At 67.1% G+C, this 23,337-nt stretch carries 24 protein-coding genes; 7 read left to right on the top strand and 17 right to left on the bottom strand.

Going from position 1 to position 23,337, the window contains the following annotated elements; all coding sequences use genetic code 11:
* The 4 genes from G3O06_RS29620 to G3O06_RS29635 all read right to left on the bottom strand — a co-directional run.
* Positions 1 to 856: nitronate monooxygenase (locus G3O06_RS29620; RefSeq protein ID WP_205818351.1), on the bottom strand; the 856-nt coding region annotated here is incomplete at its 3' end.
* Between the two features lie 261 nt (positions 857 to 1,117).
* A complete protein-coding gene (locus tag G3O06_RS29625; RefSeq protein ID WP_205818352.1) occupies positions 1,118 to 2,374 on the bottom strand; it encodes an MFS transporter in 1,257 nt (418 codons plus the stop codon).
* A complete protein-coding gene (locus tag G3O06_RS29630) occupies positions 2,371 to 2,541 on the bottom strand; it encodes a hypothetical protein (protein WP_205818353.1) in 171 nt (56 codons plus the stop codon). The genes G3O06_RS29625 and G3O06_RS29630 overlap by 4 nt, the downstream gene beginning before the upstream one ends.
* A gap of 117 nt (positions 2,542 to 2,658) precedes the next feature.
* On the bottom strand, positions 2,659 to 3,594 hold the full coding sequence (locus G3O06_RS29635) for a LysR family transcriptional regulator (protein WP_205818354.1): 936 nt from the start codon (positions 3,592 to 3,594) through the stop codon (positions 2,659 to 2,661).
* 236 nt (positions 3,595 to 3,830) lie between these two features.
* Between G3O06_RS29635 and G3O06_RS29640 the strand changes: the two genes are divergently transcribed.
* Both G3O06_RS29640 and G3O06_RS29645 read left to right on the top strand, forming a co-directional pair.
* The gene (locus G3O06_RS29640; RefSeq protein ID WP_174996896.1) at positions 3,831 to 4,463 is read left to right on the top strand and encodes a 5-formyltetrahydrofolate cyclo-ligase; all 633 of its coding nucleotides are present in this window, start codon (positions 3,831 to 3,833) and stop codon (positions 4,461 to 4,463) included.
* Positions 4,464 to 4,477: 14 nt separating this feature from the next.
* Positions 4,478 to 5,161 carry a hypothetical protein gene (locus tag G3O06_RS29645; protein ID WP_205818355.1) on the top strand — a complete coding sequence of 228 codons (684 nt, stop codon included), beginning with the start codon at positions 4,478 to 4,480 and terminating at the stop codon, positions 5,159 to 5,161.
* Positions 5,162 to 5,221: 60 nt separating this feature from the next.
* Here G3O06_RS29645 and G3O06_RS29650 read toward each other — a convergent pair whose 3' ends face one another.
* A complete protein-coding gene (locus tag G3O06_RS29650; RefSeq protein ID WP_205818356.1) occupies positions 5,222 to 6,355 on the bottom strand; it encodes an AAA family ATPase in 1,134 nt (377 codons plus the stop codon).
* 41 nt (positions 6,356 to 6,396) lie between these two features.
* A complete protein-coding gene (locus G3O06_RS29655; RefSeq protein ID WP_205818357.1) occupies positions 6,397 to 7,266 on the bottom strand; it encodes an RNA ligase family protein in 870 nt (289 codons plus the stop codon).
* Positions 7,267 to 7,999: 733 nt separating this feature from the next.
* On the opposite strand from G3O06_RS29655, the gene G3O06_RS29660 reads away from it, so the two are divergent.
* The 3 genes from G3O06_RS29660 to G3O06_RS29670 all read left to right on the top strand — a co-directional run bounded on the left by G3O06_RS29660 (position 8,000) and on the right by G3O06_RS29670 (position 11,602).
* Positions 8,000 to 9,148, top strand: coding sequence for an RNA ligase RtcB family protein (locus G3O06_RS29660; protein WP_205818358.1), 1,149 nt, complete (start codon positions 8,000 to 8,002; stop codon positions 9,146 to 9,148).
* Positions 9,142 to 9,756 carry a peptide chain release factor H gene (prfH, locus tag G3O06_RS29665; protein ID WP_174918795.1) on the top strand — a complete coding sequence of 205 codons (615 nt, stop codon included), beginning with the start codon at positions 9,142 to 9,144 and terminating at the stop codon, positions 9,754 to 9,756. The genes G3O06_RS29660 and prfH overlap by 7 nt, the downstream gene beginning before the upstream one ends.
* A 382-nt stretch (positions 9,757 to 10,138) precedes the next feature.
* The gene (locus G3O06_RS29670; protein ID WP_205818359.1) at positions 10,139 to 11,602 is read left to right on the top strand and encodes an MFS transporter; all 1,464 of its coding nucleotides are present in this window, start codon (positions 10,139 to 10,141) and stop codon (positions 11,600 to 11,602) included.
* A gap of 68 nt (positions 11,603 to 11,670) precedes the next feature.
* Here the strand turns inward: G3O06_RS29670 and G3O06_RS29675 are convergent, their stop codons facing one another.
* The 6 genes from G3O06_RS29675 to G3O06_RS29700 form a co-directional block, all read right to left on the bottom strand.
* On the bottom strand, positions 11,671 to 12,405 hold the full coding sequence (locus G3O06_RS29675) for a class I SAM-dependent methyltransferase (protein ID WP_205818360.1): 735 nt from the start codon (positions 12,403 to 12,405) through the stop codon (positions 11,671 to 11,673).
* A gap of 104 nt (positions 12,406 to 12,509) precedes the next feature.
* Positions 12,510 to 12,806, bottom strand: a complete 297-nt coding sequence (locus G3O06_RS29680) for a ferredoxin family protein (protein ID WP_174969077.1) — start codon at positions 12,804 to 12,806, stop codon at positions 12,510 to 12,512.
* 2 nt (positions 12,807 to 12,808) lie between these two features.
* Positions 12,809 to 13,117 carry a hypothetical protein gene (locus G3O06_RS29685; RefSeq protein ID WP_205818361.1) on the bottom strand — a complete coding sequence of 103 codons (309 nt, stop codon included), beginning with the start codon at positions 13,115 to 13,117 and terminating at the stop codon, positions 12,809 to 12,811.
* Positions 13,118 to 13,129: 12 nt separating this feature from the next.
* A complete protein-coding gene (locus tag G3O06_RS29690; protein ID WP_174918799.1) occupies positions 13,130 to 13,687 on the bottom strand; it encodes a sigma-70 family RNA polymerase sigma factor in 558 nt (185 codons plus the stop codon).
* A gap of 470 nt (positions 13,688 to 14,157) precedes the next feature.
* Positions 14,158 to 15,030, bottom strand: coding sequence for an alpha/beta fold hydrolase (locus tag G3O06_RS29695; protein ID WP_205818362.1), 873 nt, complete (start codon positions 15,028 to 15,030; stop codon positions 14,158 to 14,160).
* 193 nt (positions 15,031 to 15,223) lie between these two features.
* Positions 15,224 to 15,934 carry a GntR family transcriptional regulator gene (locus tag G3O06_RS29700; protein ID WP_174996912.1) on the bottom strand — a complete coding sequence of 237 codons (711 nt, stop codon included), beginning with the start codon at positions 15,932 to 15,934 and terminating at the stop codon, positions 15,224 to 15,226.
* A 46-nt stretch (positions 15,935 to 15,980) separates the two neighbouring features.
* Between G3O06_RS29700 and G3O06_RS29705 the strand changes: the two genes are divergently transcribed.
* A complete protein-coding gene (locus G3O06_RS29705) occupies positions 15,981 to 17,144 on the top strand; it encodes a pyridoxal phosphate-dependent aminotransferase (protein WP_205818363.1) in 1,164 nt (387 codons plus the stop codon).
* 126 nt (positions 17,145 to 17,270) lie between these two features.
* Here the strand turns inward: G3O06_RS29705 and G3O06_RS29710 are convergent, their stop codons facing one another.
* The 5 genes from G3O06_RS29710 to G3O06_RS29730 all read right to left on the bottom strand — a co-directional run bounded on the left by G3O06_RS29710 (position 17,271) and on the right by G3O06_RS29730 (position 21,914).
* Positions 17,271 to 18,164, bottom strand: a complete 894-nt coding sequence (locus tag G3O06_RS29710) for a LysR family transcriptional regulator (RefSeq protein ID WP_174969080.1) — start codon at positions 18,162 to 18,164, stop codon at positions 17,271 to 17,273.
* Between the two features lie 96 nt (positions 18,165 to 18,260).
* Complete coding sequence (locus tag G3O06_RS29715; protein WP_205818364.1) at positions 18,261 to 19,088, bottom strand: alpha/beta hydrolase; 828 nt, start codon at positions 19,086 to 19,088, stop codon at positions 18,261 to 18,263.
* A 242-nt stretch (positions 19,089 to 19,330) separates the two neighbouring features.
* The gene (locus tag G3O06_RS29720; RefSeq protein WP_174969082.1) at positions 19,331 to 19,714 is read right to left on the bottom strand and encodes a VOC family protein; all 384 of its coding nucleotides are present in this window, start codon (positions 19,712 to 19,714) and stop codon (positions 19,331 to 19,333) included.
* Positions 19,715 to 19,736: 22 nt separating this feature from the next.
* Positions 19,737 to 20,699 carry a hydroxymethylglutaryl-CoA lyase gene (locus G3O06_RS29725; protein WP_174918806.1) on the bottom strand — a complete coding sequence of 321 codons (963 nt, stop codon included), beginning with the start codon at positions 20,697 to 20,699 and terminating at the stop codon, positions 19,737 to 19,739.
* Between the two features lie 24 nt (positions 20,700 to 20,723).
* Positions 20,724 to 21,914: a CoA transferase gene (locus G3O06_RS29730; protein ID WP_205818365.1), complete on the bottom strand. Its 1,191-nt coding sequence runs from the start codon at positions 21,912 to 21,914 to the stop codon at positions 20,724 to 20,726.
* Positions 21,915 to 22,165: 251 nt separating this feature from the next.
* Between G3O06_RS29730 and G3O06_RS29735 the strand changes: the two genes are divergently transcribed.
* Entirely contained in the window at positions 22,166 to 23,131 is a 966-nt protein-coding gene (locus tag G3O06_RS29735; protein ID WP_205818366.1) for a D-2-hydroxyacid dehydrogenase, read from the top strand.
* The last annotated feature ends 206 nt before the right edge of the window (positions 23,132 to 23,337 follow it).

Here is a 23,337-nt window from a genome sequence, read left to right on the forward strand (position 1 = left end):
TGAGGCCGCGCGCGATCCGGCCCGAGATCGCGGCCGTGAACGTCGTGCGGCGTGCCGCGTCGCCGAGCAGCGCGCGGCGATAGCCGTCGTCGATCGACGTCTCCGGGCACGCGACGAACGCGGTCCCGAGCTGGGCGGCCTGCGCGCCGAGCGCGAGCGCGGCGGCAATGCCCTCGCCATCCATGATGCCGCCGGCGGCGATCACCGGCAGCGTGCATTCGCGCACGATCAGGCGCGTCAGCGCGAACGTGCCGAGACGATCGTCGTGCGCGGTCGAGTCGAACACACCACGGTGCCCGCCCGCTTCGACCCCCTGCGCGACGATCGCGTCGACGCCGGCGGCGGCGATCTGGCGGGCCTCGTCGAGATTCGTCGCGGACGCGAACAGCGTGATGCCCGCGCGCTTCAGCGCGGCGATCACGTCCGCGGACGGCAGCCCGAAATGGAAGCTGACGACGGCCGGCCTTTCTTCGACGAGCAGCGCCTGCATCGCGCCGTCCGCGACGAAGCTCGTATAGATCTCCGACAGCGATGCGGGCGGCGTCGCGCCGTATTCGCGGAACGCCGGCGCGAGCCACTCGAGCCACGCGGTTTCGACGGCCGCGTCGGCATGCGCCGGCTGGTGGCAGAACACGTTGATGTTGAACGGCCGGTCGGTGAGCGCGCGCGTGTCGCGGATCATCTTGCGGGCGCCGTCGGCGTTCGTCGCGCCCACGCCGAGCGAGCCGAGCCCGCCCGCATTCGACACGGCGGCGGCCAGCGCCGGCGTGCTGACGCCGGCCATCGGCGCCTGGACGATCGGTGCACGCATGCCGAGCGTGCGCAACAGCGTCCGGTTGTCGGTCGATTGATTCATGTCGCTTGTCTCCTGCAAGATCCGTCATCGAAATGCTTCGGCCGGATACGGGCCGAAGCGCGTGCGTCGGGTTCGGCTCGGTGCGAGCTCGTCGTGCTTTGCGCGCAACCGGTTACGTGAAAGTCATGTCGAAAACGATGGATGGCCGTGCGGTGCGGCGGTGTCTGCAACTGTGGCGACGGCGTGCGTCGTCGCCACTGCCCGGCGCGATACCCGCATCTGCACCCATCCTACGCCAGCCCGCGATCCGCCGGCCAGCCGCTATCGGCCGCGCGCCCAATAAGCGAGCCCCGCGCAAACCGCCAGCAGCGCGCCCGTCACGAAGAACACCGAATGCAGCCCCAGTGCGACGCCGATCTGCCCGCCGATCACGGGGCCGATCACCTGCCCGCTGAACTGCGCGGACTGCAGGTAGCCCAGCATCTGCCCGGTCGCGCGCTCGTCGACCGATTGCCGCACGAGCTTGCCGATCGACGGCAGCAACCCCGCGAGCGTCATGCCCATCAACCCGCGCAGCGCGGCAAGCTGCCACCAGTGCGTGACGAACGCCTGCGGCACCATCGCGAGTGCGGTCAGCAGCAGGCAGCCCATGATCACGTTCCAGCTGCCGATCCGGTCGGCGAGCGCGCCGAGCCGCGCGGCGGTCAGCATGCTGCCGAATGCCGAGCACGCCATCACGACGCCGGCGACACGCGCGAGGTGGTCGCCGCCCACGCCGAGGCCGCCGATATAGACGGTGATGATCGGTTCGATCGACATGTTCGCGAGCAGCACCATCATCGCCGTCACCAGCAGTGCGGCGACCGCCGCGCGATTCGTGCGGTGCGGCGTGCCGGCCGCGGCGCTCGAGGTGCGCGTGCCGGCATCGGTGCCCGCGTGGAAGTCTTCCTTCACGACGAAGATCGTCAGCAGCGCGGCGACGGCGATCATCGCGCCACCGGCGAAGAAGGTGCCGCGAATGCCGAGCCAGCCCGGCAGCAACCCGCCGACGAGCGGCCCGACCAGGTTGCCCGCGAGCGCGCCGGTCGACAGGATGCCGAGCGCCCAGCCCGCGCGCTCGCGCGGCGCCTGCGTGCCGACCATCACGGTCGACGCCGACGCGTAGCCGCCGACGAGCCCCGCGAGCAGCCGCAGCGCGACGAGCTCGACCACGTTGTGCGCGACGCCGATCAGCGACATCACGATCGCCATGCCGATCGCCGCGCGCACGAGCATCGGCTTGCGGCCGAAGCGGTCCGCGAGGCGCCCCCACAGCGGCGCGGTGACGGCCGTGCCGAGAAACGTCGCGCCGAATGCGATGCCCGACCACTGGATCACGGCCGACTGCGCATCGACGCCGAGTTGCCGCACGTACAGCGGCAGGAACGGCAGCAACATGCTCAGGCTGACGAGCGTCGTGAACGAGCCGAACACGCAGACGGCGAGATTGCGCCGCCAGTAGCGCGTGTTGCGTTCGGCGTAGCTGGCGGCGGGCCGTTCGGCCAGTGCCGCGACGGGGGCATGCGAGAGCGTGCTCATTGCATGCTCTCCTTCACGGTCATCGGTGCGGGAAGCCGCTGCGTCGCGAAGATTGCCGACAACGGCACGAATACGAAACCGAAACCGGCAATGCCGATACCGGACACCACGCGGTGCGTCAGTCCGAACGCACGGGCGCGAGGCTGGTCGGGAAGCGCTCGATACATGTTGACCTCCATTCGCTGAACGGGTGGCATGCGCGTCCGTTGGTTGAAAGAAGTCTAGATTGAGCCGATTGTCGAGTGAATCCCCGTCGCGCGAAAGCCATTCTTCCGCATCCCGGTTCAATCGTCGTCGGTGATGGCCGCCAGCCGCGCGAAGTGCTCGCGCAGGCGCGGCGCCGCGAAATCGACGAATGCGCGCACCTTCGGCACCGAAAGGCGTCCGTAAGGCGTGACGAGATGGATCGGCAGCGGCGCGTGCTCGCTGTCGCGCAGCACGATTCGCAGCGCGCCGTCCCGCACCGGTTCGGCGACGTGATACGAAAAGAGCCGCGTGACGCCGTGCCCGGCGACGGCCGACGCAATCGCGCCGCGGATCGTGTTGATGATGAAGCGCGGCGCGAACTGGACGACCTGCGGCAACGCGGACGGCGCGGACGGCGCGGACGGCGGGAAACTCCACGAATCGAGGCCGAAATGCGTCATCGAGATGATCCGGTGCTGCGCGAGATCGGCCGGTGTCTCGATTGCCGGATGCATCGCCAGGTAATCGGGCGATGCCACGACGACCCGCCGCACCGCGCCGACCGGAATCGCCACCAGCGTCGAATCGGCCAGGTGCGCGATCCGCAGCGCGACATCCATCCCTTCGTCGATCAGGCTGACGGGGCGGTCGAGCAACTGCAGGCGGATCGACACGGCCGGATGGCGTTCGATGAATTCGTCGAGCAGCGCGCGCAGCACGTCTTCACCCGCGGCGACCGGTGCCGTGACCGTCAACAGGCCGCGCGGCGCCGAGCGCTCGTCGGCGACCAGCATGTCGGCTTCCTCGAGATCGGACAGGATGCGCCGGCACGCGGCCGCATAGCGTTCGCCGGCCTCGCTCAACCGGATCGTCCGGGTCGTGCGGTACAGCAGCGCGGTGCCCGTGTGCTCCTCGAGAAACGCGATCGCGCGGCTGACCGCCGCCGGCGACCGGCCCAGCTTCCGGCCTGCGCCCGCGAGGCTGCCCTCGTCCAGCGTGGCGACGAACACCTTCATCGCATCGATTCGATCCATGGTGTGAGTGAGCTGGGCGCGAACGGTCGTGTGATGGGCGGCTGGCAAGGGAGCGAGCAGTCTACCGCACGCGGGCGCGGTGCTTTGCCCGGGGGATACTGCACTTGCCGTTTTGGCCCTACAATGCGCAGGCGAAGAAACCGCATGACCGGCCGTCAGGGTGCCGCGTTCACCGAACGCAGCGTCCGACATTCAAGCGGTTCCGCTGAATAACGAACAACATCCAACCAGCACTCATGAAAAGAAGAACGTTTCTCGCGCTGCCCGCCGTGGCGGCGTCCGGCATGCTCGCCGGCTGCTCCAATTTCGGCCCCGTCACCAAGGCGTGGATGGAGGATTCGAAATACGACGAAACCTTGTCGACCTTCCTGATTACCGCGGACGGCAAGCAACTCGTCGTGCTCGGCAAGAAGTATCACTACATCTTCGAGATGCCGCCGAGCCTCGCGACGGTGCTCACTGCACCCTATCGTCCCAAGATCCACACGGCGTTCAACAATTTCGAGGCGCACGGCGACGCGATCACCGGTCAATACACGATGCGGCTGGACCGCTCGGATGCGCCGGCCGGCTCCGATGTGCGCGAGCGTGCGCTCGCGGACGGTTTCAAGAAGGACGGTGCCTACCTGGAGTCGGAAGGCACGATCAGCGGCAAGCGCTATCTGCCGAACGACGTCTCGCCTGCGTCGGTCCCGCAGGCGTTCAATCATCCTTACCATGTCAAGGTGACGGAAAAGCTGGGGGCTGTCGGCAAGGGCGCCAAGCTGGCGTTGTCGCCGATCGCGATGGCGGCCGATGGTGCGCTGGGCCTGCTCGGCCTCGCGCTGTTCCCGATCGCGCTCACCACATTCATCATCGTGGCGAGTTGAGACCGGAATCCACGGTGAAATCCCCTGCCCGAACGATGTTCCGGATCGGCTGCGCGGCCGCCTGTCTCGCCTTCGCGCAACACGCGTTCGCCGAAAGCGACTGGGACGCCGCCCGTCACGTCCGTACCGACTGGGTGTTCGCGTCGATGAAGGAAAGCGACGTGCGTCCCACGCTCGATCGCGCGCTGAGGGACCAGGCGCGTTGGGCCGACCAGCCCGGCAACGCTCCCGATGCAGGTGCGTTCCACTGCACGAAGCTCGCGTTGCCGCCGCCGTCGGCCGACGCGCAGGCCGCGTTCGATGCGGCACCGTCGCCGCGCGGCCGCGAAGCCGACAAGGCGTACGCGAAGGCCGCGTCGCTCGGTTCGTGGCGCGCGGCCGCGCGCCTGGCGAGCAGTTCGCTCGACGACGAGGACTGGGAAGGCGCACAGCCGGTAATCGCGTGGCTGCTCGTTCATCACGTGCCGGCCGGCTACAACAAGCTCGCGGATGTCTTGCAGGCGATGTCGGGCTACGACGGCGAAACACCCGGCGAGGGCATGAGCGGGATGATCGCGTCGCTGCGCTGGCGTGCGGCGCGCGAAGGCGATCCGGTTGCGCAGATGGAGATGGCCGATCTGTTCGAGAAGCTGGGCAAGGCCGATCTCGTCACGGCGTTGCGCACCTGCGCGACGCAGCAGAATCCGGCGCTGAAATGAAGCGAGCCGGTACGCCGCGATGATTGGCGGCGTACCGGCTCGTGTTGTGACGTTGTCGCGTCAGACTTCGTACCGCACCGCGTGCGCTTCGGTGGGCAGCGGCAGATCCCAACGCAGCAGCATCGCCTCGAGCGCTCGGTTCGTCAGCGACGTGTCGCGCCGTGCATTACGGCGCATCAGTTCCGCGCGCGATTGTTCGAGGTAGACGAGCGTCACGTCGGCGCCGTACGCAAACAGCAGGTCGAGCGTCTTCTTGCGCATCAGCGGCGACAGGTTCGTCGCATTCCACACGAACGGCTTTTGCGCGCGCAACAGCGCCTTGGCAGCGTCGACCGCATGGTGCGCGACGGCGCCCTCGTTCTGGCCATGACGCAATCCCAATGCATCGCGTGCATCGTCGAACGACACGACCGGCAGATCCGGATGATGCCGCGCAACCCACGTGTTCTTGCCCGACGCGGGCAGCCCCGACATCACGACGACCTGCGCGCCCGGCGCGCGGAACAGCGGATAGTCGGGATGCACGTCCGCGCCACGAAAGTAGCTGAGTGCCGTGTGCGCATCGGCAAACGCACGCGGCTGGCCGTAACAGCCCTCTTCCCGCGCCAGTTCACGCAACAGCTCGATGTTGTCGAGCACGCGCTGCGTATCGGCGCAGATGCGCCCGCGAATGTCGGCTTCGGCGAGCAGGCACAGCAGCGGCAGACTGACCTGCCACGACAGCTCGCGCGCAACGAACTCGGGCGTGCCGCGGCGCGACCCGCTCATTGCGAAGAACGGCACCTGGTGCACGGCGATCATCCGGCAGATCGCCTCGCGCACCGCGAACGGCACGCCGGCATCCCACAGCGCGATACGTGCATCGATCGCACCCTTGCGCGAGTGGCCGGGATGGCCGATCGCACCGGTGACGGGATCGACGACCGTCGTGCCGTGCTTGGCGATGTCGTGCAGCAGCGCGGCCAGGAACACGATTTCCTGGTCGGCGCGCGACGCGGCCTGGTACTCGGGCAGCGCGAGCAGCGCATCGATCACCATCGTCGTATGCGTCCACACGTCGCCTTCGCCGTGGTGTGCCGGCTCTTGCGGCGTCGTTTTAGCGTGTTCGAGCGCGGGAAACGCCGCGAGACACGCGTGATAGTCCGGCTGCCGGCCGGGTGCAGGCACGAGTGCCTGAAGTTGTTCGTACTTCATGATCAAGACTCCTCTCGAAACGGCGCACGGCCGTTCCGCATTCATTTGTTTCGGTGCGCAGCGGGGCTCGATGTCCACGTTACCGTCGGGCGCGGCGCATACAGGTCGACATCCGGCGCGAGCAGGTTCGGGATGAACGGCTGCTCCGAGTGATGGCGCGCCGATTCGAGAATGGCCTGCACGAAATCGTGGCGCACCCACTTCAGGCGCGCGGTCGTCGTGTCGTCCGTCTCGACCTTCACGTAGAGCCCTTCGGAGCGCTCCGACTTGTCGCACTGCTGCCATGCGCGCGCGAGGTCGAGCCCCTGCCGCCGCACGGTCTCCTCGAACGCGCGACGCCAGTCCGGTGTCTTCGCGAGCGACGGGCCGAGCAGTGCTTTCAGGTCGGCGAGCCGCGCGGGCGCGATGCCTTCGTACAGCACGGGCACCGATAGCACGGGCCCGTCGGCGAGCAGCGCGCGACGCGCGGGCGTCGACAGGAAACGGCCCGTCGCACGGTCGAACACATCGAACTCGAAAAAGTGATGCGGCAGCGCGTCGTAGAACACCGCGTGCTTCTTGCTCATCGTCTCGCCGTACATCACGTACCGATCGCCGAGGCGGTCGAGCAGCCAGCCGGCATGGGCGGCTGCCCACGTCTTCACGAAACCGAACTGCCGCTCGCGGCCGCCGCCGGCCAGATAGTGGCCGCGCGACTGCAGCAGCAGTTCGCCGCCCGGGCTGAAGCTGATGCCCGTGTTCGCGCCGTCGAGCTTTTCCTCGACGACGAGATGGGCGCCCGCGAGGGTGCGATAGGGAACGTGGTCGTGACCTTCGTCGCCGTCCTGCAGGCGCGAGCCTTCGAGATGCGGCGTGCGCGGGTAGCGGGCGAGGTCGAGCGATTGCGCGTAGGCGCGAAAATCCAGCGTCATGGTCTTTCTCCGGAAACAACAGAAAAAGCCGACGACGTGAACGAACGATGGTGTGTGCGTTGCGGTGTCAGTGCGTGTCCGGGCGCGGCCCTGCGATCACTGTTCCGGCACTGCGAGGCAGACGGAAACGGGCAGGACGACACGCGGCCGGGACGGCAGTCGTCGGCGTATCAGGCGAAGGGACGAATGTTTGCGGGCACTTGGATCACCGGTTCGATGAGGGTTCAGGGATGAAGCAGGCGGATGCTACGAAACGGCTTTTGCGCTGTCAAGCGTGGCCGGGCACATCCGTTGTGGCTGTCTGCGTGCGTCGAATGCCTGCTGCTGTGTGTTGCGCGCGCCATCGACACATAAATAATCCGGATTCCTATGTGTGTGTTTTTCGCCACATCGAGCGGTGATTCGACCAGCAACGTTGCGCTACCCGCTTGCTGCGCCCGCAGCGTGCATGCTAGAGTCGCCGCCATTCCGATCAACCCCTCACTCGCAAGGAGAAGAAAACATGACGTCACGCCAGCACTCCTCCCGTCGCGGGTCGTAGTTCGGGTTTTTCGCGTCCGTTCGTTTCATCGTTCACGCCACGCAGCACATCGTATCGCCGTCATGGCGATGAGCCGGGTCGTTCCGATCCGGTCGTGCCGCCCTCTTCCCGACTTCCGATGTCGGGCAGCGCATGTGTGCGCTGCCTGCGCCATGGCCCGCCGTTCTACTTTTTCATCGAACGGAAACCTCCATGGGCAATTCCATGCAATATCTGGCCGAGCGCATCACGCTGTGCGCTTGCGCCACCACCTGGATCGAAGGTGAGGCCATCCGGCAGCTCGAACACGCTGCCACCCTCCCCGGCATGCGGCGCGTCGCCGGCATGCCCGATCTTCACCCCGGGCGCGGCTACCCGGTTGGCGCCGCGTTTTTTTCGACGGGCCGGCTCTATCCGGCGCTGATCGGCGGCGATATCGGCTGCGGGATGGCGCTGTGGCAAACCGCGCTCGATGCGCGGCGCGTCAGCGCGTCGAAGCTTGCGAGCCGGCTCGGCTCGATCGACGCCACGCCCGATGCAAGCTGGCAGCCGCTCATTGCGGCCGCTGGGTTCGCGGATCACGCCTATGCGGCATCGCTCGGCACGATCGGCAGCGGCAATCATTTCGCGGAGGCGCAGCGGATCGACGCGGTGTACGACACCGATGCCGTCCACGCGCTCGGTCTCGATTCCGATCGCCTGCTGTTGCTCGTGCATAGCGGGTCGCGCGGCTTCGGCCAGTCGATCCTCGAGCAGCACATGCGCGAGCACGGCTACAACGGCCTCGACGACACGGATGCCGCCTGCACGGCGTACCTCGCGCGTCACGATGCGGCGTTGCGCTACGCGATCGCGAACCGCGACCTGATCGCGCGGCGCATGCTGGCGCGCTGGCGCACCGATGGCCGGTGCGTGCTCGACGTGAACCACAACCTGGTGAGCCGCGCGACCGTCGACGGCGAGCCGGGCTGGCTGCATCGCAAAGGCGCGACGCCGGCCGACGCGGGTCCGATCGTCATTCCCGGGTCGCGCGGCGACTACAGCTACCTCGTCGCGCCGGTGCGGCCCGACGATGCGGCGAGCCTTGCGTCGCTGGCGCACGGCGCGGGCCGCAAGTGGGCGCGCGGCGATTGCAAGGGGCGCCTCGAACGGCGTTTCACGCCGTCGCAGCTCACGCGCACGCCGCTCGGCAGTCACGTGATCTGCGAAGACCGCGAACTGCTGTACGAGGAAGCGCCGCAGGCCTACAAGCCGATCGACAGCGTCGTCGACGCGCTCGAGGCGGCCGGCCTGCTGCGCAAGCTGGCGCGGCTCGCGCCGGTGCTGACCTACAAGACGTCCGGGGAGGCTGGCCGATGCTGATGCAGATTTCCTCGGCGCACGGCCCGCTGGAGTGCCAGCTCGCCGCGGCCAATGCCTTGCGGCGCCTGCAGGCGGAGGCCGACGCGCAGCGCGTCGTCGTCACGGTGCTCGATGCGCAGCCGGGCGAACGGCCCGGCACACTGCGCTCGGCGTTGCTCGATCTCGACGGGGCCGCTGCGCAGGCGCTCGCGGACCGCTGGACGGGCACGCTGCAATGGATTTGCGCGAGCCCGTACCGGTTGCGCCATCCGCGCAAGAACTGGTTCATCGGTATCACGCGCTGTGCCGACGCGCAGCCGCTGCCGGATGGCGACGTGCGGTTCGAAGCGATGCGCGCACGCGGGCCGGGCGGCCAGCACGTGAACAAGACGAGCTCCGCGATTCGTGCGACCCATGTCGCGACCGGCCTGTCGGTACGCGTGGAAAGCGAGCGCAGCCAGCACGCGAACAAGCGCCTGGCGCTGCAGTTGCTGCAGGTGCGGCTGCAGCAGGAAGCCGACCGTCACGCGTCCGATGCGCGCCGGCAGCGGCGGATGCAGCACTTTGCGCTGGAGCGTGGCAACCCCGTGCGCGTGTTTTGCGGGGCGGCGTTCGTACCGGCCGACTGAGCACGACAGCGTGGCCGCCGGCGGTTGTCGAGCCGGTGGCCACGTAACTGGCCTCATGGTTTTCCCGGCCTGCCGGTTGCGCGAGCGCGCAACCGGTTCCGGTGCGTTTCCGCGCGCCACGCAGGCTGCACGGGCCTGCCGCGCGCCTGCCGGCTGCCGCGTGTTCCGCACCCTTTCTGCGCAGGAAAGGACGCTTGAAACTTCCGCAATTATCACGTGCGGCGGATTTGCCCACCATGTGTCCAACGATCGGTACAGCCCGCCTATCCGGCCCTTTCACGGGCCTTGCGGTGCCTGCCGCCATGTCGTGCGACCGGATGCATCGCGCCGGTCGCGAACGGCCGGGCCCTGCGCCACGGCGTATCGATAATCAGGAGACACGATGAACAGCCATTCCCTCGATCTCGGCGGCAACGCGGGCAAACCCGCGTCCGCGCGACCGCCGGCCGCTGGCGCCGGCGTCGGCGCCGATGCGTCGACCCTCCCCGCCCGCCGCGTCACGCTCGGCGATTTCATGGACGAGCTGCCGGTCGGCGCCTTGCACCGGTTCGTCGTCTGGGTGATCGGCATCGGACTGTTCTTCGACATGTACGAGATCTTCCTCGTCAGCACGATCGGTTCCGCGTTGCAGAACGAGTACGGGCTGAGCCGCCAGAGCGCCGATTTCAAGCTGCTGCTGGCATCGGCCTTCATCGGCATGTTCGTCGGTGCGATGTTCCTCGGCAGCCTCGCCGACCGCATCGGCCGGCGCAAGGCGTTCCTGCTGACGCTCACGTGGTACAGCGCGTTCTCGCTGGTCGGCGCGTTTTCGGTGAATGCCGACATGCTCGTCGCGTGCCGGTTCCTGACCGGCATCGGCGTCGGCGCGATCTATCCGGTTGCCGACAGCTTCCTGTCCGAGATCCTGCCGAAGGAAAAGCGCGGGCGGCTCGCCGCGTGGGCCTATACGACTTCCTATGTCGCGGTGCCGCTCGTCGGCTTCCTCGCGTTGTGGCTGAACCCGCTGCATGTGGGTGGCGTGGCCGGCTGGCGCATCATCCTCGCGATCGGCAGCCTCGGCGCCGTGTACGTGCTGCTCGTCCAGCATCGCCTGCCGGAGAGCCCGCGCTGGTTGCTCGCGCAAGGTCGCACCGCCGATGCGCACGCGGCATTGCGGCGCTTCGCGGAAGGCACCGGCGTGCGCGTGCCCGAGCAGTTCGCGGAACCGGCCGAGCCGCAACGGCCGCTCGGGCTCGGCGAGCGCATCGCGCTGTTGCGTCGCGAGCCCTATGGTGCGCGCTACCTGATGCTCGCGATCTTTCACCTGTTCCAGGGCTTCGGCTATTACGGCTTCGGTACGCTCGCCAGCACGGTCGTGAAGAGCCGCGGCTTCGACGTGACGGACAGTACGCTGTTCATTGCGCTGTCGTTCATCGGCTATCCGATCGGCTCGCTGCTGTCGATTCCGCTGCTCAACTGGATCGAACGCCGCACGCTCGTGATCGTGTCGATCCTGTCGATCGCCGTGTTCGGGCTGTGCTTCGCGTACTCGGGGCATACCGTGCTGATCGTCGGCTTCGGGTTCCTGACGACCTGTGCGTCGAACGTGTTCAGCAACGCGTATCACGTGTACCAGGCGGAGATTTTCCCGGCGCGTGTGCGCTCGACGGCGATCGGCAGTACCTATGCGCTGTCGCGGATCGTCAGCGGTGCGCTGCCGTTCGTGTTGCTGCCGGTGCTCGGCAGTTACGGCGCGGGGGCGATGTTCGGCGTGATTTCGGTTGCGCTCGGTATCGTGGCGGTCACGCTGCGTGTGCTCGGGCCGCTGACTACGCGGCGCAGCCAGGACGAGATCAATCCGGTTTGAACGTTTGTCGATGCGGGGGCGCGGGAACGCGCTCCTCGCATCATGTCTGGTGCTTCACGCCAGGGACGTTACGACGACATTCCCGCCAGAGAAATGACGACGGTGAATTCGATCCCCGATTCAAAATCCAGCGTCGTGGTCGAGAACCGCGGATCGTCATCGAGGTAGCGCTTGTACGGTCGAACGGCGTCCTCGGCCGTGTACATGTTGTCGGCCAGTACGATCGATCCCGGGCGCAGCAGGCGCTCGATCTCCTTGAACACCTTCAGATAGACGTCGGCCCATACGTCGATGAACACCATGTCGAACGTACCGTCCAGTTCGGCAACGGTCTCGAATACGTCGCCTTCCCGCACGTCGACATACGCGTCCAGGCCCGCCGTTGTGACGTGATCGCGCAAACGCGTGCACTTGAGCGCATCGCGTTCGGTCGCGACGACCACGCCGCCGCCCAACGTGCGCAGTGCCTCGGCGAAATACAGCGTGGACACGCCGCATGAACTGCCGAGCTCGAGGATTCTGGCCGGCCGTTGCGAGAGCACCAGGTTGCGCAAGAATCCGCCCGTTTCCGGTGACACGGCTAACGACAGCGGACTGCCTTCCGGGGACGCGAAGTCGTCGCTGGACAGCCCGAACGTTTCGAGAAACCGCCCCCGCAGACGGGGTGCGATCGCTTCGTATTCGTCGGCCAGCGACAGAAAATCCTCGTTCGATCCCTGGAACTGCGCGCGGGCGCGGGCGACGATTTCGGTCCGGCTCTCTTCATGGAGCCGTCGCAGAAGGACGGTGGTGGGTGAAGCCATGTGCATTCCTTGACGAAATTGATCGTTTCGACGATGTATCCAGCGACGGCCTCTCCTGCGAGGGGGCTGCGCCGTCGCTCGATATCGGCGATACACGGTGGTTGCTATGCCGTTCGGGCGAGCGTGATGGCGCGTTCGGGGCACGCGGTCACACACAGTCCGCACGATCGGCACGCGTGCGCGTTCGGCGTGTAGGCGACTTTCATGCCATGTACGCGGAGCTTCAGGCGATGCATTAGATCGAGGCCGACGTAATCGGCGTTGTCGATGCGCCGGATCTCGAACACGTCCTCGGGGCAAACCGCGACGCAATCCCCTTTGCCTTCGCAACGTTTCAGATCGACGACCGGCGCGATCACGCCCGGCTTCTGCTTGCAGTCGCCCGCTGATTTTTCGCGCACGTTCACTCTCCCGTGGGCCGCTTGCCGCCGGATCGCCATGCGGTCCGGAATTGCTCGCGTTCTTCGGGCGTCATGGATTCCCACTTGCGCCAGTGGCGCCGACCGCGCCAGCCGTGGTGTCCGCGGAATCCGCCGAACAGGATGCGGCTCAGCACGAGCAGGCCCAGCGCATGCAGGAAGTCGATCGTACGGGCGCCGACGAACAGCGCCGGCATCACCCAGTTCCACAACATCATGACGACCCATCCGAGCACGGCTATCGCGATCACCACGAGCAGCGCCTTGCCTGCACATCTGATTCGAAAATTCATCTGTCGACTCCTTTAGGTATTGTCCAGTTCGTCATAGACGGGCTGCAGCCGGGCACGCAGATGCAGGACCGCATAGCGTTTGCGAGCGAGCAGCGTATTGAGCGCGACACCGCTTTGCTCGGCCATCTCCTTGAAGGAACAGCCCTCCAGTTCGTGCGCGATGAATACCTCGCGCTGATTCGCGGGCAACTCGTCGAGCGCATCCTGCAAGGCCTTGAGCAACAGCGTGCGCGCGTAGCTCGCTTCGGGGCCGGCATCGTGCGCGGGTAGCGCGAGGTCCAGGCGATACTCGCTGTCCGCGTCATCCTCGGCGTCGAACAGATCCGCCAGCGGCTGCTCCTTCTTCTTGCGAAAGCGGTCGACGATACGGTTGCGCGCGGCACGGAACAGCCACGCGCTCGCCTGTTCGATCGGCGCGGGCAGCCGGTACGCCTGGACGAATTCGTGAAACACGTCCTGCAGGACGTCCTCGGCATCGTCCGGGTCGCGTATCCGACGCCGGATAAAGTTCACGAGCCTCGTTCGTTCACGCATCACTATCGCGGTGATGTCGCGGTCTGGGTCGGTCATCGTGCGTGAAGTGAGTGCGATTCCATGTGCCTGAAGACGTTTCAGGCGCGCGAATATTGTGTCGAGTGTGAAAATTTACTGCCGAAGGCGTCGGCTTTACGGCAGAGATCGTTCATGCCGCCAAGTCGGCGGAACGCCGGTTTGTCCTGCCGGAAGCGCGTCGCCGACGCGACCGGGAAGGTGTAAAGACGGTGAAAGGAACGAGCCGCGACGACAGCGCGGAAAATGCGTTTCGCGGCAGCAAAACGTGACGGCTGCAGGCGCGTGACCCGGCATCGGCGCTCCCTGGACGAGAGGGAGAAGCGTGTGACGTGATCGCGGTCGCTGGCTGCAGTCGAGTCGTACGCGTCGAAGGTCGCTCGTGATCCTGAGCGCCCCGGTCACATGAGCACGCGCCCCGTCGCGGCTAGCCCGAACCGGGCATCAAAAGTCGTGCGCGTGTCGAACCTGTTTCCGCATCGATCATGGCGTCATCGAACGGGGAATCCATGCCGTTCGAGAAACTCGGATACCAGGGGCTCCCACACGTCGATACCGTGTGCGAACAGCATGTGCCCGTTTGTCTCGAACGGCGGAAGCAGCCGATAGTCGGCGCTGCCACCCGCGCGAACGAACGCCTCGTGCCAGGCGCTGCTATAGGCTGGAGCGAAGTACTGATCGTTTTCGGTATAGATCCAGAGCATCGGGACGCGAGCCGTCTTTCCGAAGCGCGAATACATGGCCTCCAGGCGTTCGCCCTGGCATGGCACGCCCGGATGCTCGACCGGATCGCCGCCGGAACCGCCGGCGAAGTTGATGGCCCCGATCACGCCGTCCGGATTTTCGGCCGCCATGGCCGTCGTGACGAACCCGCCGACCGATTGGCCAACCATGACGATTCGATGTGGATCGACATGGGGCTGCCGCCGCGCGTAGTCCAGTACGGCAAGCTCTTCGGTGCGCGCCGCATCGATCATCGGTGCATAGTCCTTCTGACGACATTTGCCGCTGTATTCCGGATCGAATTGCGTGCCGAACTGACCGTAGCCGATGCGCGTCGGCTCGAATACGGCGAAGCCCCGTTTCACGAAAAAGGCGGCTTGCCGGGTGAAGCGAAAACGCGGCGGCGTGCCGCGATCCGCGCCGCGACCATGATTGAGAATCAGGATCGGGAATGGTCCATCGCCGTCCGGAAGAAATTGCGTGATCACCACCTTGCCCGTTTGTTCCGCCCCGTAAAAATCCTTGACCGCCACGTCGATTGTCGAAGCCGATTCGTGCAGGTCCGATCTGAGCTGCTCGGCGCGGACGCCGGAGATCGAGAGCGCAACGCAAATCCACAACAGGCGTTTGGCAATTGTCATCGTGGCCTACGTATCAGGAACGGATGGATTCAGCGTGGCGATGGCCGACGCGTGAAACGCGGCAGCCGAAGTCACGTTTCTCGGGCACATGAACACGCAACCCGGCGCCGTGACGCCCATCAGGCCGAGCGTCCGGAATGTCGATGATTCTGATGTCAAGGTCGAATGTCCGCAACCGGCGATAGTCGGCGGATCAAACGGACGGCGCCCCGCCCCCGTCCGCATCCGGGCCCGCCGGGATCGCCTTGTGTCTTAGCGCGTCAGTCAGTGCCTGGCCGGCGTCGGCGATGTGTGCGGCCAGGCGCTCGCAGGCTTCGTCGACCCGACCGGCGCATGCCGCATCGAATATCTCGACGTGCTCGTTATCGGAGCGCGCGCGCCAGTCGAGCCATTTCCACGCGGCAAACAGATGGCGCGCGCTGGCCTGATGCAGATCCGCGATCACGGAGACGACCCGCGGCATGCCGCACGGCGTGGTGATCGCCTGATGAAAGCCTCGATTGACGCGTTCGAGCGCGGCGATGTCGCCCGATGGTGCGCTGGCCTCGAGAAAGGACGCGGCGAGTGCCAGGTCATCTTCGGTGTAGCGGGGAATCGCGTACCGGAGCGCGAGCGGTTCGAGCGCAGCCCGCATTCGGGCGACCTCGACGACCGCCTCGACATCGAGCGGCGCCACGCGAACCCCACGCCGAGGCTCCGCGACGACCAGGCCCTGTGCCTCGAGCCGACGGAACGCTTCGCGGACCGGCACGTGGCTCGTACTGAACGCGTCGGCCCACTCGTCCTGCTTGAGCCGCTCGTCCGGCGCCAGCTCACCCGACACGATCCGGGCGGCAATCGACTGCGCGATATGCGCCGCGACCGAGCGATCGTCCTTGACATCGCCACTCATCTCAACCACCATAAAAATAGATTATCTATAATCTATAGTAGCAGATCAGGAGACAGCCATGCGCCACCGCCGCCCCGCCCGACTGCAGGACATCGCCGGCATCGGCGTCGATCGCATGGGTTCAATCGCGGACCGCTCCGGCCGCGACGTGCTCCGGCTGGAGAATCTCGATACGGATATCCCGCCGCACGCCGACGCGCTCGCGCGGACTCGCGCGGCGGTGAGCGAGGATGCCGCGAATTCGTATCTGCCATTCGTCGGCCACGACCGGCTGCGCGCCACCGTTGCGGCACACGTCACCGTGCAGACGGGGGTGAACTACCGGGCCGACAATGTCATCGTCTCGGCAGGCGGCCTGTCCGGCATCCTGAACGTCCTGCTGGCCGTGCTGGAAGTCGGCGACGAGGTCATCCTGACGGACCCGACCTATGCGGGACTGCTCAACCGCGTGCGACTGGCCGGCGGCTCGCCCGTGCAGATTCCGTTCAGCTTTCACCCGGGCGCGGCATGGAAACTCGATCGCGCGGCGATGTCCGCCGCGTGTGGCCCGAAGACGCGGGCCATGCTGTTGATGTCCCCGTCGATGCCTTCCGGCGCGGTGCTCGACGAGGATGACTGGGCCTTCGTCGCCGGGCTGTGCGTGCAGCACGACCTGCTGCTGATCGTCGACGGCGCGATGGAGCGGCTGTTGTTCGACGGGCGCAAGGTCGTTCATCCGGCCCGGCTGCCCGGCATGGCCGAGCGCACGATCACGGTGGGCTCGGCGTCGAAGGAGTTGCGGATGATCGGCTGGCGGGTGGGCTGGATCGTGGCGCCGGACGTGTTCATCCCCGATCTGGTTGCGGTGTCGCTTGCGAATGTGGTCGTACCGGTCGGCATCGCGCAGGAGGCCGCCGCCATCGCGCTCGAGCGCTCGGCGACCGACCTGCCCGATTACGTCGCGGAACTGCAGCGGCGTCGCGACGCCATCGCCGCCGAGCTTCACGGTCTGCCGTTCGGCATGCCTGCGGGCGGCTGGTCGATGCTGCTGCGCGTGTCGGATTTCGGTCTCACGGGTGAACAGATGTCGGAGCGGCTGCTCGAACTGGATGTATGCGCGACGGCGATGACGGGCTGGGGCCGGCAACACGGAAGCGCCTTTATCCGGTTCGTCTTTGCGAACGAGCCGGTGAACCGGTACACGGGATTCGGCAGGAAAGTCATCGAGGGACTCGGAATGTGAGGATTCCTTCTGGAATTCCTCTTCCCGAAAGTGGGTGCCCCGAGGCGCGTGCCGAACAGCGTGAAGATAGAACGCGCGGATCGGTAGCCGGCGTGCCGGGCCGGTCTTGCCGCCGGCCGATCGCAATCACCGCGCCGACATGAAATCGAACAGCTTCGCGATATCGGTGGTCAGCACGGTACCGGCCTTCACGCCGACCCACAGCGTGCGCGTCGCCCACGCATCGTCGAGCTTCACGACTCCGAGCCGCGCCGCGCGCTCGCCGGTCACCGCATCGCGCGGCAGGATGCCGATGCCGAGCCCCGCCTCGATCATCCGGCTCACACCGTCGAAATTCGATACCTGGATCCGCAGCTTCAGCGAGCGCTCGACCGCGAACGCGGCGTCGGTCATGCGCGCGAGCAGCGAACTGCCGTCGCTGAGCCCGACGTAGTCCTCGTCGAGCGTATCCGCGAAGCGGATGCTGTCGCGCGTGGCGAACCGGTGCGTGCGCGGCACGAGCAGCACGAGCTCGTCGCGCCGGTACAGCCGCCGTTCGATGCCGGGCGCCGGCACGTTGTCGGCGAACACGCCGAGATCGGCCTTGCCGGATGCGAGCGCGTCGACGATCTCGTGGCTCAAACGCTCCTCGAGGCTCACCTTGATGCCCGGATTGTCGGTGAGGAACGCGGCGAGATCGGCGGGCAGGAACTGGACGATCGCGGACGTGTTGGTCCACACGTGGATGTGGCCGCGCACGCCGGCAACGTAGTCGCTCATCTCGTGCGCCATCCGGTTGACCTGCTCGATCACCTTCGCCGCGTGGTCGAGCAGCGCGCGGCCCGCGGGCGTCAGCTCGACGCCGCGCGCATGCCGGACGAACAGCGCACTGCCCGTCACGCTTTCGAGCTCGGCGATGCGCTTGCTGACCGCGGACAGCGTGAGCTGGCCGTGTTCGGCCGCCTTCGTCAGGCTGCCGTGCTCGGCGACGAGCGCGAACACGCGCAGCGACTGCAGATCGAAATGAAGCGGGTTCACCATGTCGTGGGTCCTGGGAAGGCCGTGCCAGCGCGTGCTTTCATCGCGGCTGCCTGACGCCGATCATACGCCCGGCCGAGTGCGCGCGAAATGGCAAGGCTAGCGCTGCGCGACCGCTTGCAAGGCAGCGAGCATCGCACCGTCCGGCTTCGCGAGATCGTCGAGTACGTCGAAGTGCTGCATGCCGGGGAGCCCGACATGAACGATCCGCTCACCCGCCGCGTCGCATGCCGTCGCGTAGTCATGCGCCTGCCGGACGAGTTCGGGCAACTCCGCATCGCCGACCGCGACGACCGTCGGCGCGCCGGGCCCGATATGGCGCAACGGGCTGTACGCTTCGACCTCTTGCGCGGTGAGTTGCAGCTTGTCGTTCAGGCAACACAGCGAGATCGGTTCGAGATCGACGAGCGGGCTGATCGCGAGCGCCGAGACGACGGCCGGATGCGCGCGGTGCACGGCCGTCAGGTGGCCGCCGGCCGAATGGCCGCTCAGGTGGATCGGCCGCTTCGCGGTGCCGAGGCCGTCGGGATCGTTCGCCAGGTAGTCGAGCAGCGCACCGATCTCGCCGACGATGCCGGTCATCGTCGCGACCGGCGCGAGCGTGTATTCGGCGAGTATCACGTCAAAACCGCGCGCGAGCGGCCCGCTTGCCGCATACGCGAAATCCTCTTTCGCGCAGTGCTGCCAGTAGCCGCCGTGAATGAAGACGAACAGCGGCGCATCGGGCTGACCGCACGACAGCCAGTCGAAACGCTGCGCGGGTTGCGGGCCGTAACGCAGGTCGCGCCGGACGGAAGCGGCTTCATAAAGCGTCGTACTGCGCGCCTGCATCGACGCCAGCAACGCGGGGAAATCGGGCACGACCTTCGTGTTCAGATAGGCGGCGTCGAGCGCCGCGCGGTCCATGCCGCGATAGAGGATCGTCATCGGGAATCGCCTGGGTCGGGTTGCGGAAGCGCGGACGCAAGCGTCGCGTCCGGTGCGAAGGCGGCCTCTCGGTCGCCGATGCACGCATTATCCGCAGCGCGGTACGGGCCGGCTATCCGGAATCGGCGAGCGCGGAAACCGGCTGTCCGTTTTCGGCGGGAGATCCGCGCGGCATGCGGCCGCACCGGTGTGCTCCGGGCCGCATGCGCGACTGTGCGAGACGGCCGGCGGTGCGCCGAAGATCAGATCAACTCGGAGATCTCGATCAGGTTCAGGTCGGGATCGCGCACGTAGACCGAGCGGATCTTCTGCGTCGCGCCCGTGCGTTCGACCGGCCCTTCGACGATCGGCCATTCGACGTGCTTCAGGTGTGCGATCACGTCGTCGAGCGGCACCGACGCGATGAAGCACAGGTCGAGCGCGCCGGGCACCGGCACATGCGCTTTCGGTTCGAACTCCGCGCCGCGCACGTGCAGGTTGATCTTCTGGTTGCCGAAGCGGAACGCGATCCGGCCGGCGCCGAAGGTTTCGAGCTGCATCTGCAGCACCTCGGTGTAGAAGTGCTTCGTCCTGTCGGGATCGACGCAGGTCAGCACGAGGTGGTCGAGGTGATCGATCAGTGCCATGAGGTTCTCTCCGGTTCGTTGTTCATGAGAAAGCGCGTTGCGCGGGCATGTCGCCGGCGTCCGCGCGCGGCGGCGGATGAAGGTCCGAGCGGCGCCCGGCCTTCAGGATCTGGCTCGGCACGTCATGACCGATCAGCGCGGGCAGCCGGGCCGACGCGGCCAGCACGGCCGCGAGATCGATGCCCGTATCGTAGCCGTCGAGTTCGAGCATGTGTACGAGTTCTTCGGTGCACGCGTTGCCGGTCGCGCCCGGCGCGTACGGGCAGCCGCCGAGGCCGCCGAGCGATGCGTCGAAGCGGTCGATCCCGGCATCGAGTGCCGCGAGCGTGTTCGCGAGTGCCATCCCGCGTGTGTTGTGGAAGTGCAGCGTGAGCTGCAGCGCACCGAAGCGCTCGCGGGCGCGTGCCGACAGTTCGCGCACCTGCGATGGAAACGCCATGCCCGTCGTATCGCACAGCGTGAAGCCATGCACGCCGATATCCGCGAAGCGCTGCATCCACGCGAGTACGCCTTCGGCCGGTACGTCGCCCTCCATCGGGCAGCCCATCGCGGTCGATAGCGACACGTTGATCGCAACCCCGGTGCCGCGTACCGCGTCGATCACGTCGCGCAACTGCGCGAACGACTGCTCGCGCGTCATCCGCAGGTTCGCGCGATTGTGGCTTTCGCTCATCGACATCACGAGGTTCACTTCGTCGACGCCGCACGACAGCGCGCGCTCGGCACCGCGCACGTTCGGCACGAGCACCGTATAGACGACACCCGGCGCACGCGCGATGCCGTGCATCACGGCCTCCGCGTCGCGTAGTGCGGGAATCGCCTTCGGCGACGTGAACGACGTGACCTCGATCTTCGCGTAGCCGCACGCGCTCAGCGCGTCGACGAGCGCGATCTTGTCGTCGGTGTCGACGAAGGCCGCTTCGTTCTGGAAACCATCGCGTGTCGCGACTTCTTGGATGTAGAGCCGTTTGCGTTGCCCGTTCATGCTGTCTTCTCCTGTTTCCGCTTCTCAGATCACGCCGCGCGTGCGCCAGTCGCCGCGCGTCGCCGCATCGATGCCGAGCGATTCGAGTACCGCGTCGGTATCCGCGCCGAGCGCGGGCGCCGCGTGTTCGATGCGCCCGGGTGTCGCGCCGAGCTTCGGCACGATGCCCGGCACGAGCACGGGCGTGCCGTCGGGCAGCGCGGCGTCGACGAGCATGTCGCGCGCACGGTAATGCGGATCGGCCGCGATATCGGCCACGTCGTAGATGCGCCCGGACGGAATGCGCGCTTCGTTCAGCGCGGCCAGCACCGCGTCGAGATCGTGCTGCGCGCTCCATTCGCCGATTGCCGCATCGATGCGCTCGACCTGCGCGACGCGCCCGTCGTTGTGCGCGAGCGCGGGATCGCTGCCGAGATCGGGCCGGCCGATCAGCTCCATCAGGCGTCGGAAGATGCTGTCGCCGTTGCCGGCGATCAGTGCGTACTTGCCGTCGCGGCAGCGGTACGCGTTGGTCGGCGCGATGCCGGGCAGGCTGCTGCCGGCCGCCTCGCGCACGGCACCGAACGCCGAGTATTCGGGCAGCAGGCTTTCCATCATGTTGAACACCGACTCGTACAGTGCGACGTCGACGACCTGCCCTTTGCCGCCCTGCTGCTCGCGATGCCGCAGCGCGAGCAGCACGCCGATCACGCCGTGCAGTGCCGACAGCGAATCGCCGAGCGAGATGCCGACGCGCACCGGCGTGCGGCCGGGCTCGCCGGTCAGGTGCCGCAGGCCGCCCATCGCCTCGGCGATCACGCCGAAGCCGGGACGGTCGCGGTACGGGCCCGTCTGGCCGAAGCCCGACACACGCAGCATCGCGAGCCCCGGATTGATCGCGGACAGCGCGTCCCAGCCGAGCCCCCAGCCTTCGAGCGTGCCGGGCCGGAAGTTCTCGATCAGCACGTCGGTTTCCGCGACGAGGCGGCGCACGACGTCCTGCCCTTCGGGCGTGCGCAGGTCGAGCGTGAGCGAGGTCTTGTTGCGCGACTGCGCGGCCCACCAGACCGACGTGCCGTCGTGCAGCAGCCGCCATTTGCGCAGCGGGTCGCCGAGGCCGGGCGGCTCGACCTTGAGTACGTCGGCGCCGAATTCGGCGAGCATCCGGCCCGCGAACGGCCCGGCGATCAGTTGGCCGAGTTCCAGCACGCGGATACCGTCCAGGGGGCGTGTCATGGCTGTCTCCGATGAAATCGTGTTGTCGATGACGGCGATCATGACGGCGTTCGCGCCCGGCGAAAATCGATCGATGCTCAACCAGCCTTTCCGAAACGGAAAGGTGTGCGGCGCCACCGTTCCCTTGTGCGATGCGTCAGCCTTTCCATCCGGGAAAGTGCGCTCGCGCAACGGTCAAACGACGGCATGCGCGCCGCCGGCAGAATCGAACCCGTTCCGCGCCCGCCGGGCGCCTGTCAGTGAGACCCGCCATGTTTTCCGTTTCCTCTCCCGCGAAGATCGTGTTTCTCGACCGCGCGACGCTGTCGCCGCACACCGTGCTCAAGCCGTTCCCGTTCCCGCATGTGTTGCAGACCTTCGACCGGACGGCTGCGCACGAGATTGCCGCGCGCATCGGCGACGCGGACATCGTCGTGACCAACAAGGTGCGGCTCGATGCGGCGGCGCTTGCCGATGCGCGGCGCCTGCGGATGATCGCGATCGCCGCGACGGGCACCGACATCGTCGATGTCGACGCATGCGCGGCGCGCGGCATCGTCGTGAGCAACATACACGGGTATGCGGTCCGCACGGTGCCCGAGCACACGTTCGCGCTGATCTTCGCGCTACGCCGCAGCCTCGTCGCATACCGCGACGCGGTGCGCGCGGGGCGCTGGCTCGACAGCGGGCAATTCTGTTTTTTCGATCATCCGATTCGCGACCTGGCCGGCTCGACGCTCGGGATCGTCGGCGACGGCGTGCTCGGGCGCGCGGTGGCCGGCATCGCCCGCGCGCTCGACATGCGGGTGCTGTTTGCCGCGCACGGCGATGCGTCGGGGGACGAATACGTGCCGCTCGACACGCTGCTGCGCGACAGCGACGTGATTACGCTGCACTGCCCGCTCACGCCCGCGACGCGGCACCTGATCGATGCGGCCGCGTTCGCACGGATGGCGCGCCGGCCGCTGCTGATCAATACCGCGCGCGGCGGGCTCGTGGACGAAAGCGCGCTCGTCGACGCATTGCAGTCGGGGCAGATCGCGGGCGCGGGGTTCGACGTGGTCACGCAGGAGCCGCTGCCGGCCGCGCATCCGTTCCACGCGATCCTGTCGCATCCGGCCTTCATCCTGACGCCGCACGTCGCGTGGGCGAGCGACGAGGCGATGCAGGCGCTGGCCGATCAACTCGTGGACAATGTCGCCGCGTTCGTGGGCGGCACGCCGCGGCACGTGGTGTGACGTGCGCGGCGCATCGCGCGGCGGGCGGTCATTTGAACCGCGCAAACAGAACGGCCCCGCTCGATGGCTCGAGGCGGGGCCGGCTGAATTCGGGGGCTGCTTACGCCAGCGACTCGGCACGTGACGGGTTCGTGCATCGGCCCTGTTTTGCGGACGGTTTCGAATTCCTGGCGGGTTCTACTGCAAGGAATCCGGGCTGCCGACGC

This window comes from Burkholderia sp. Ac-20345 (genome assembly GCF_017104825.1).
Classification (GTDB): Bacteria; Pseudomonadota; Gammaproteobacteria; order Burkholderiales; family Burkholderiaceae; genus Burkholderia; species Burkholderia lata_B.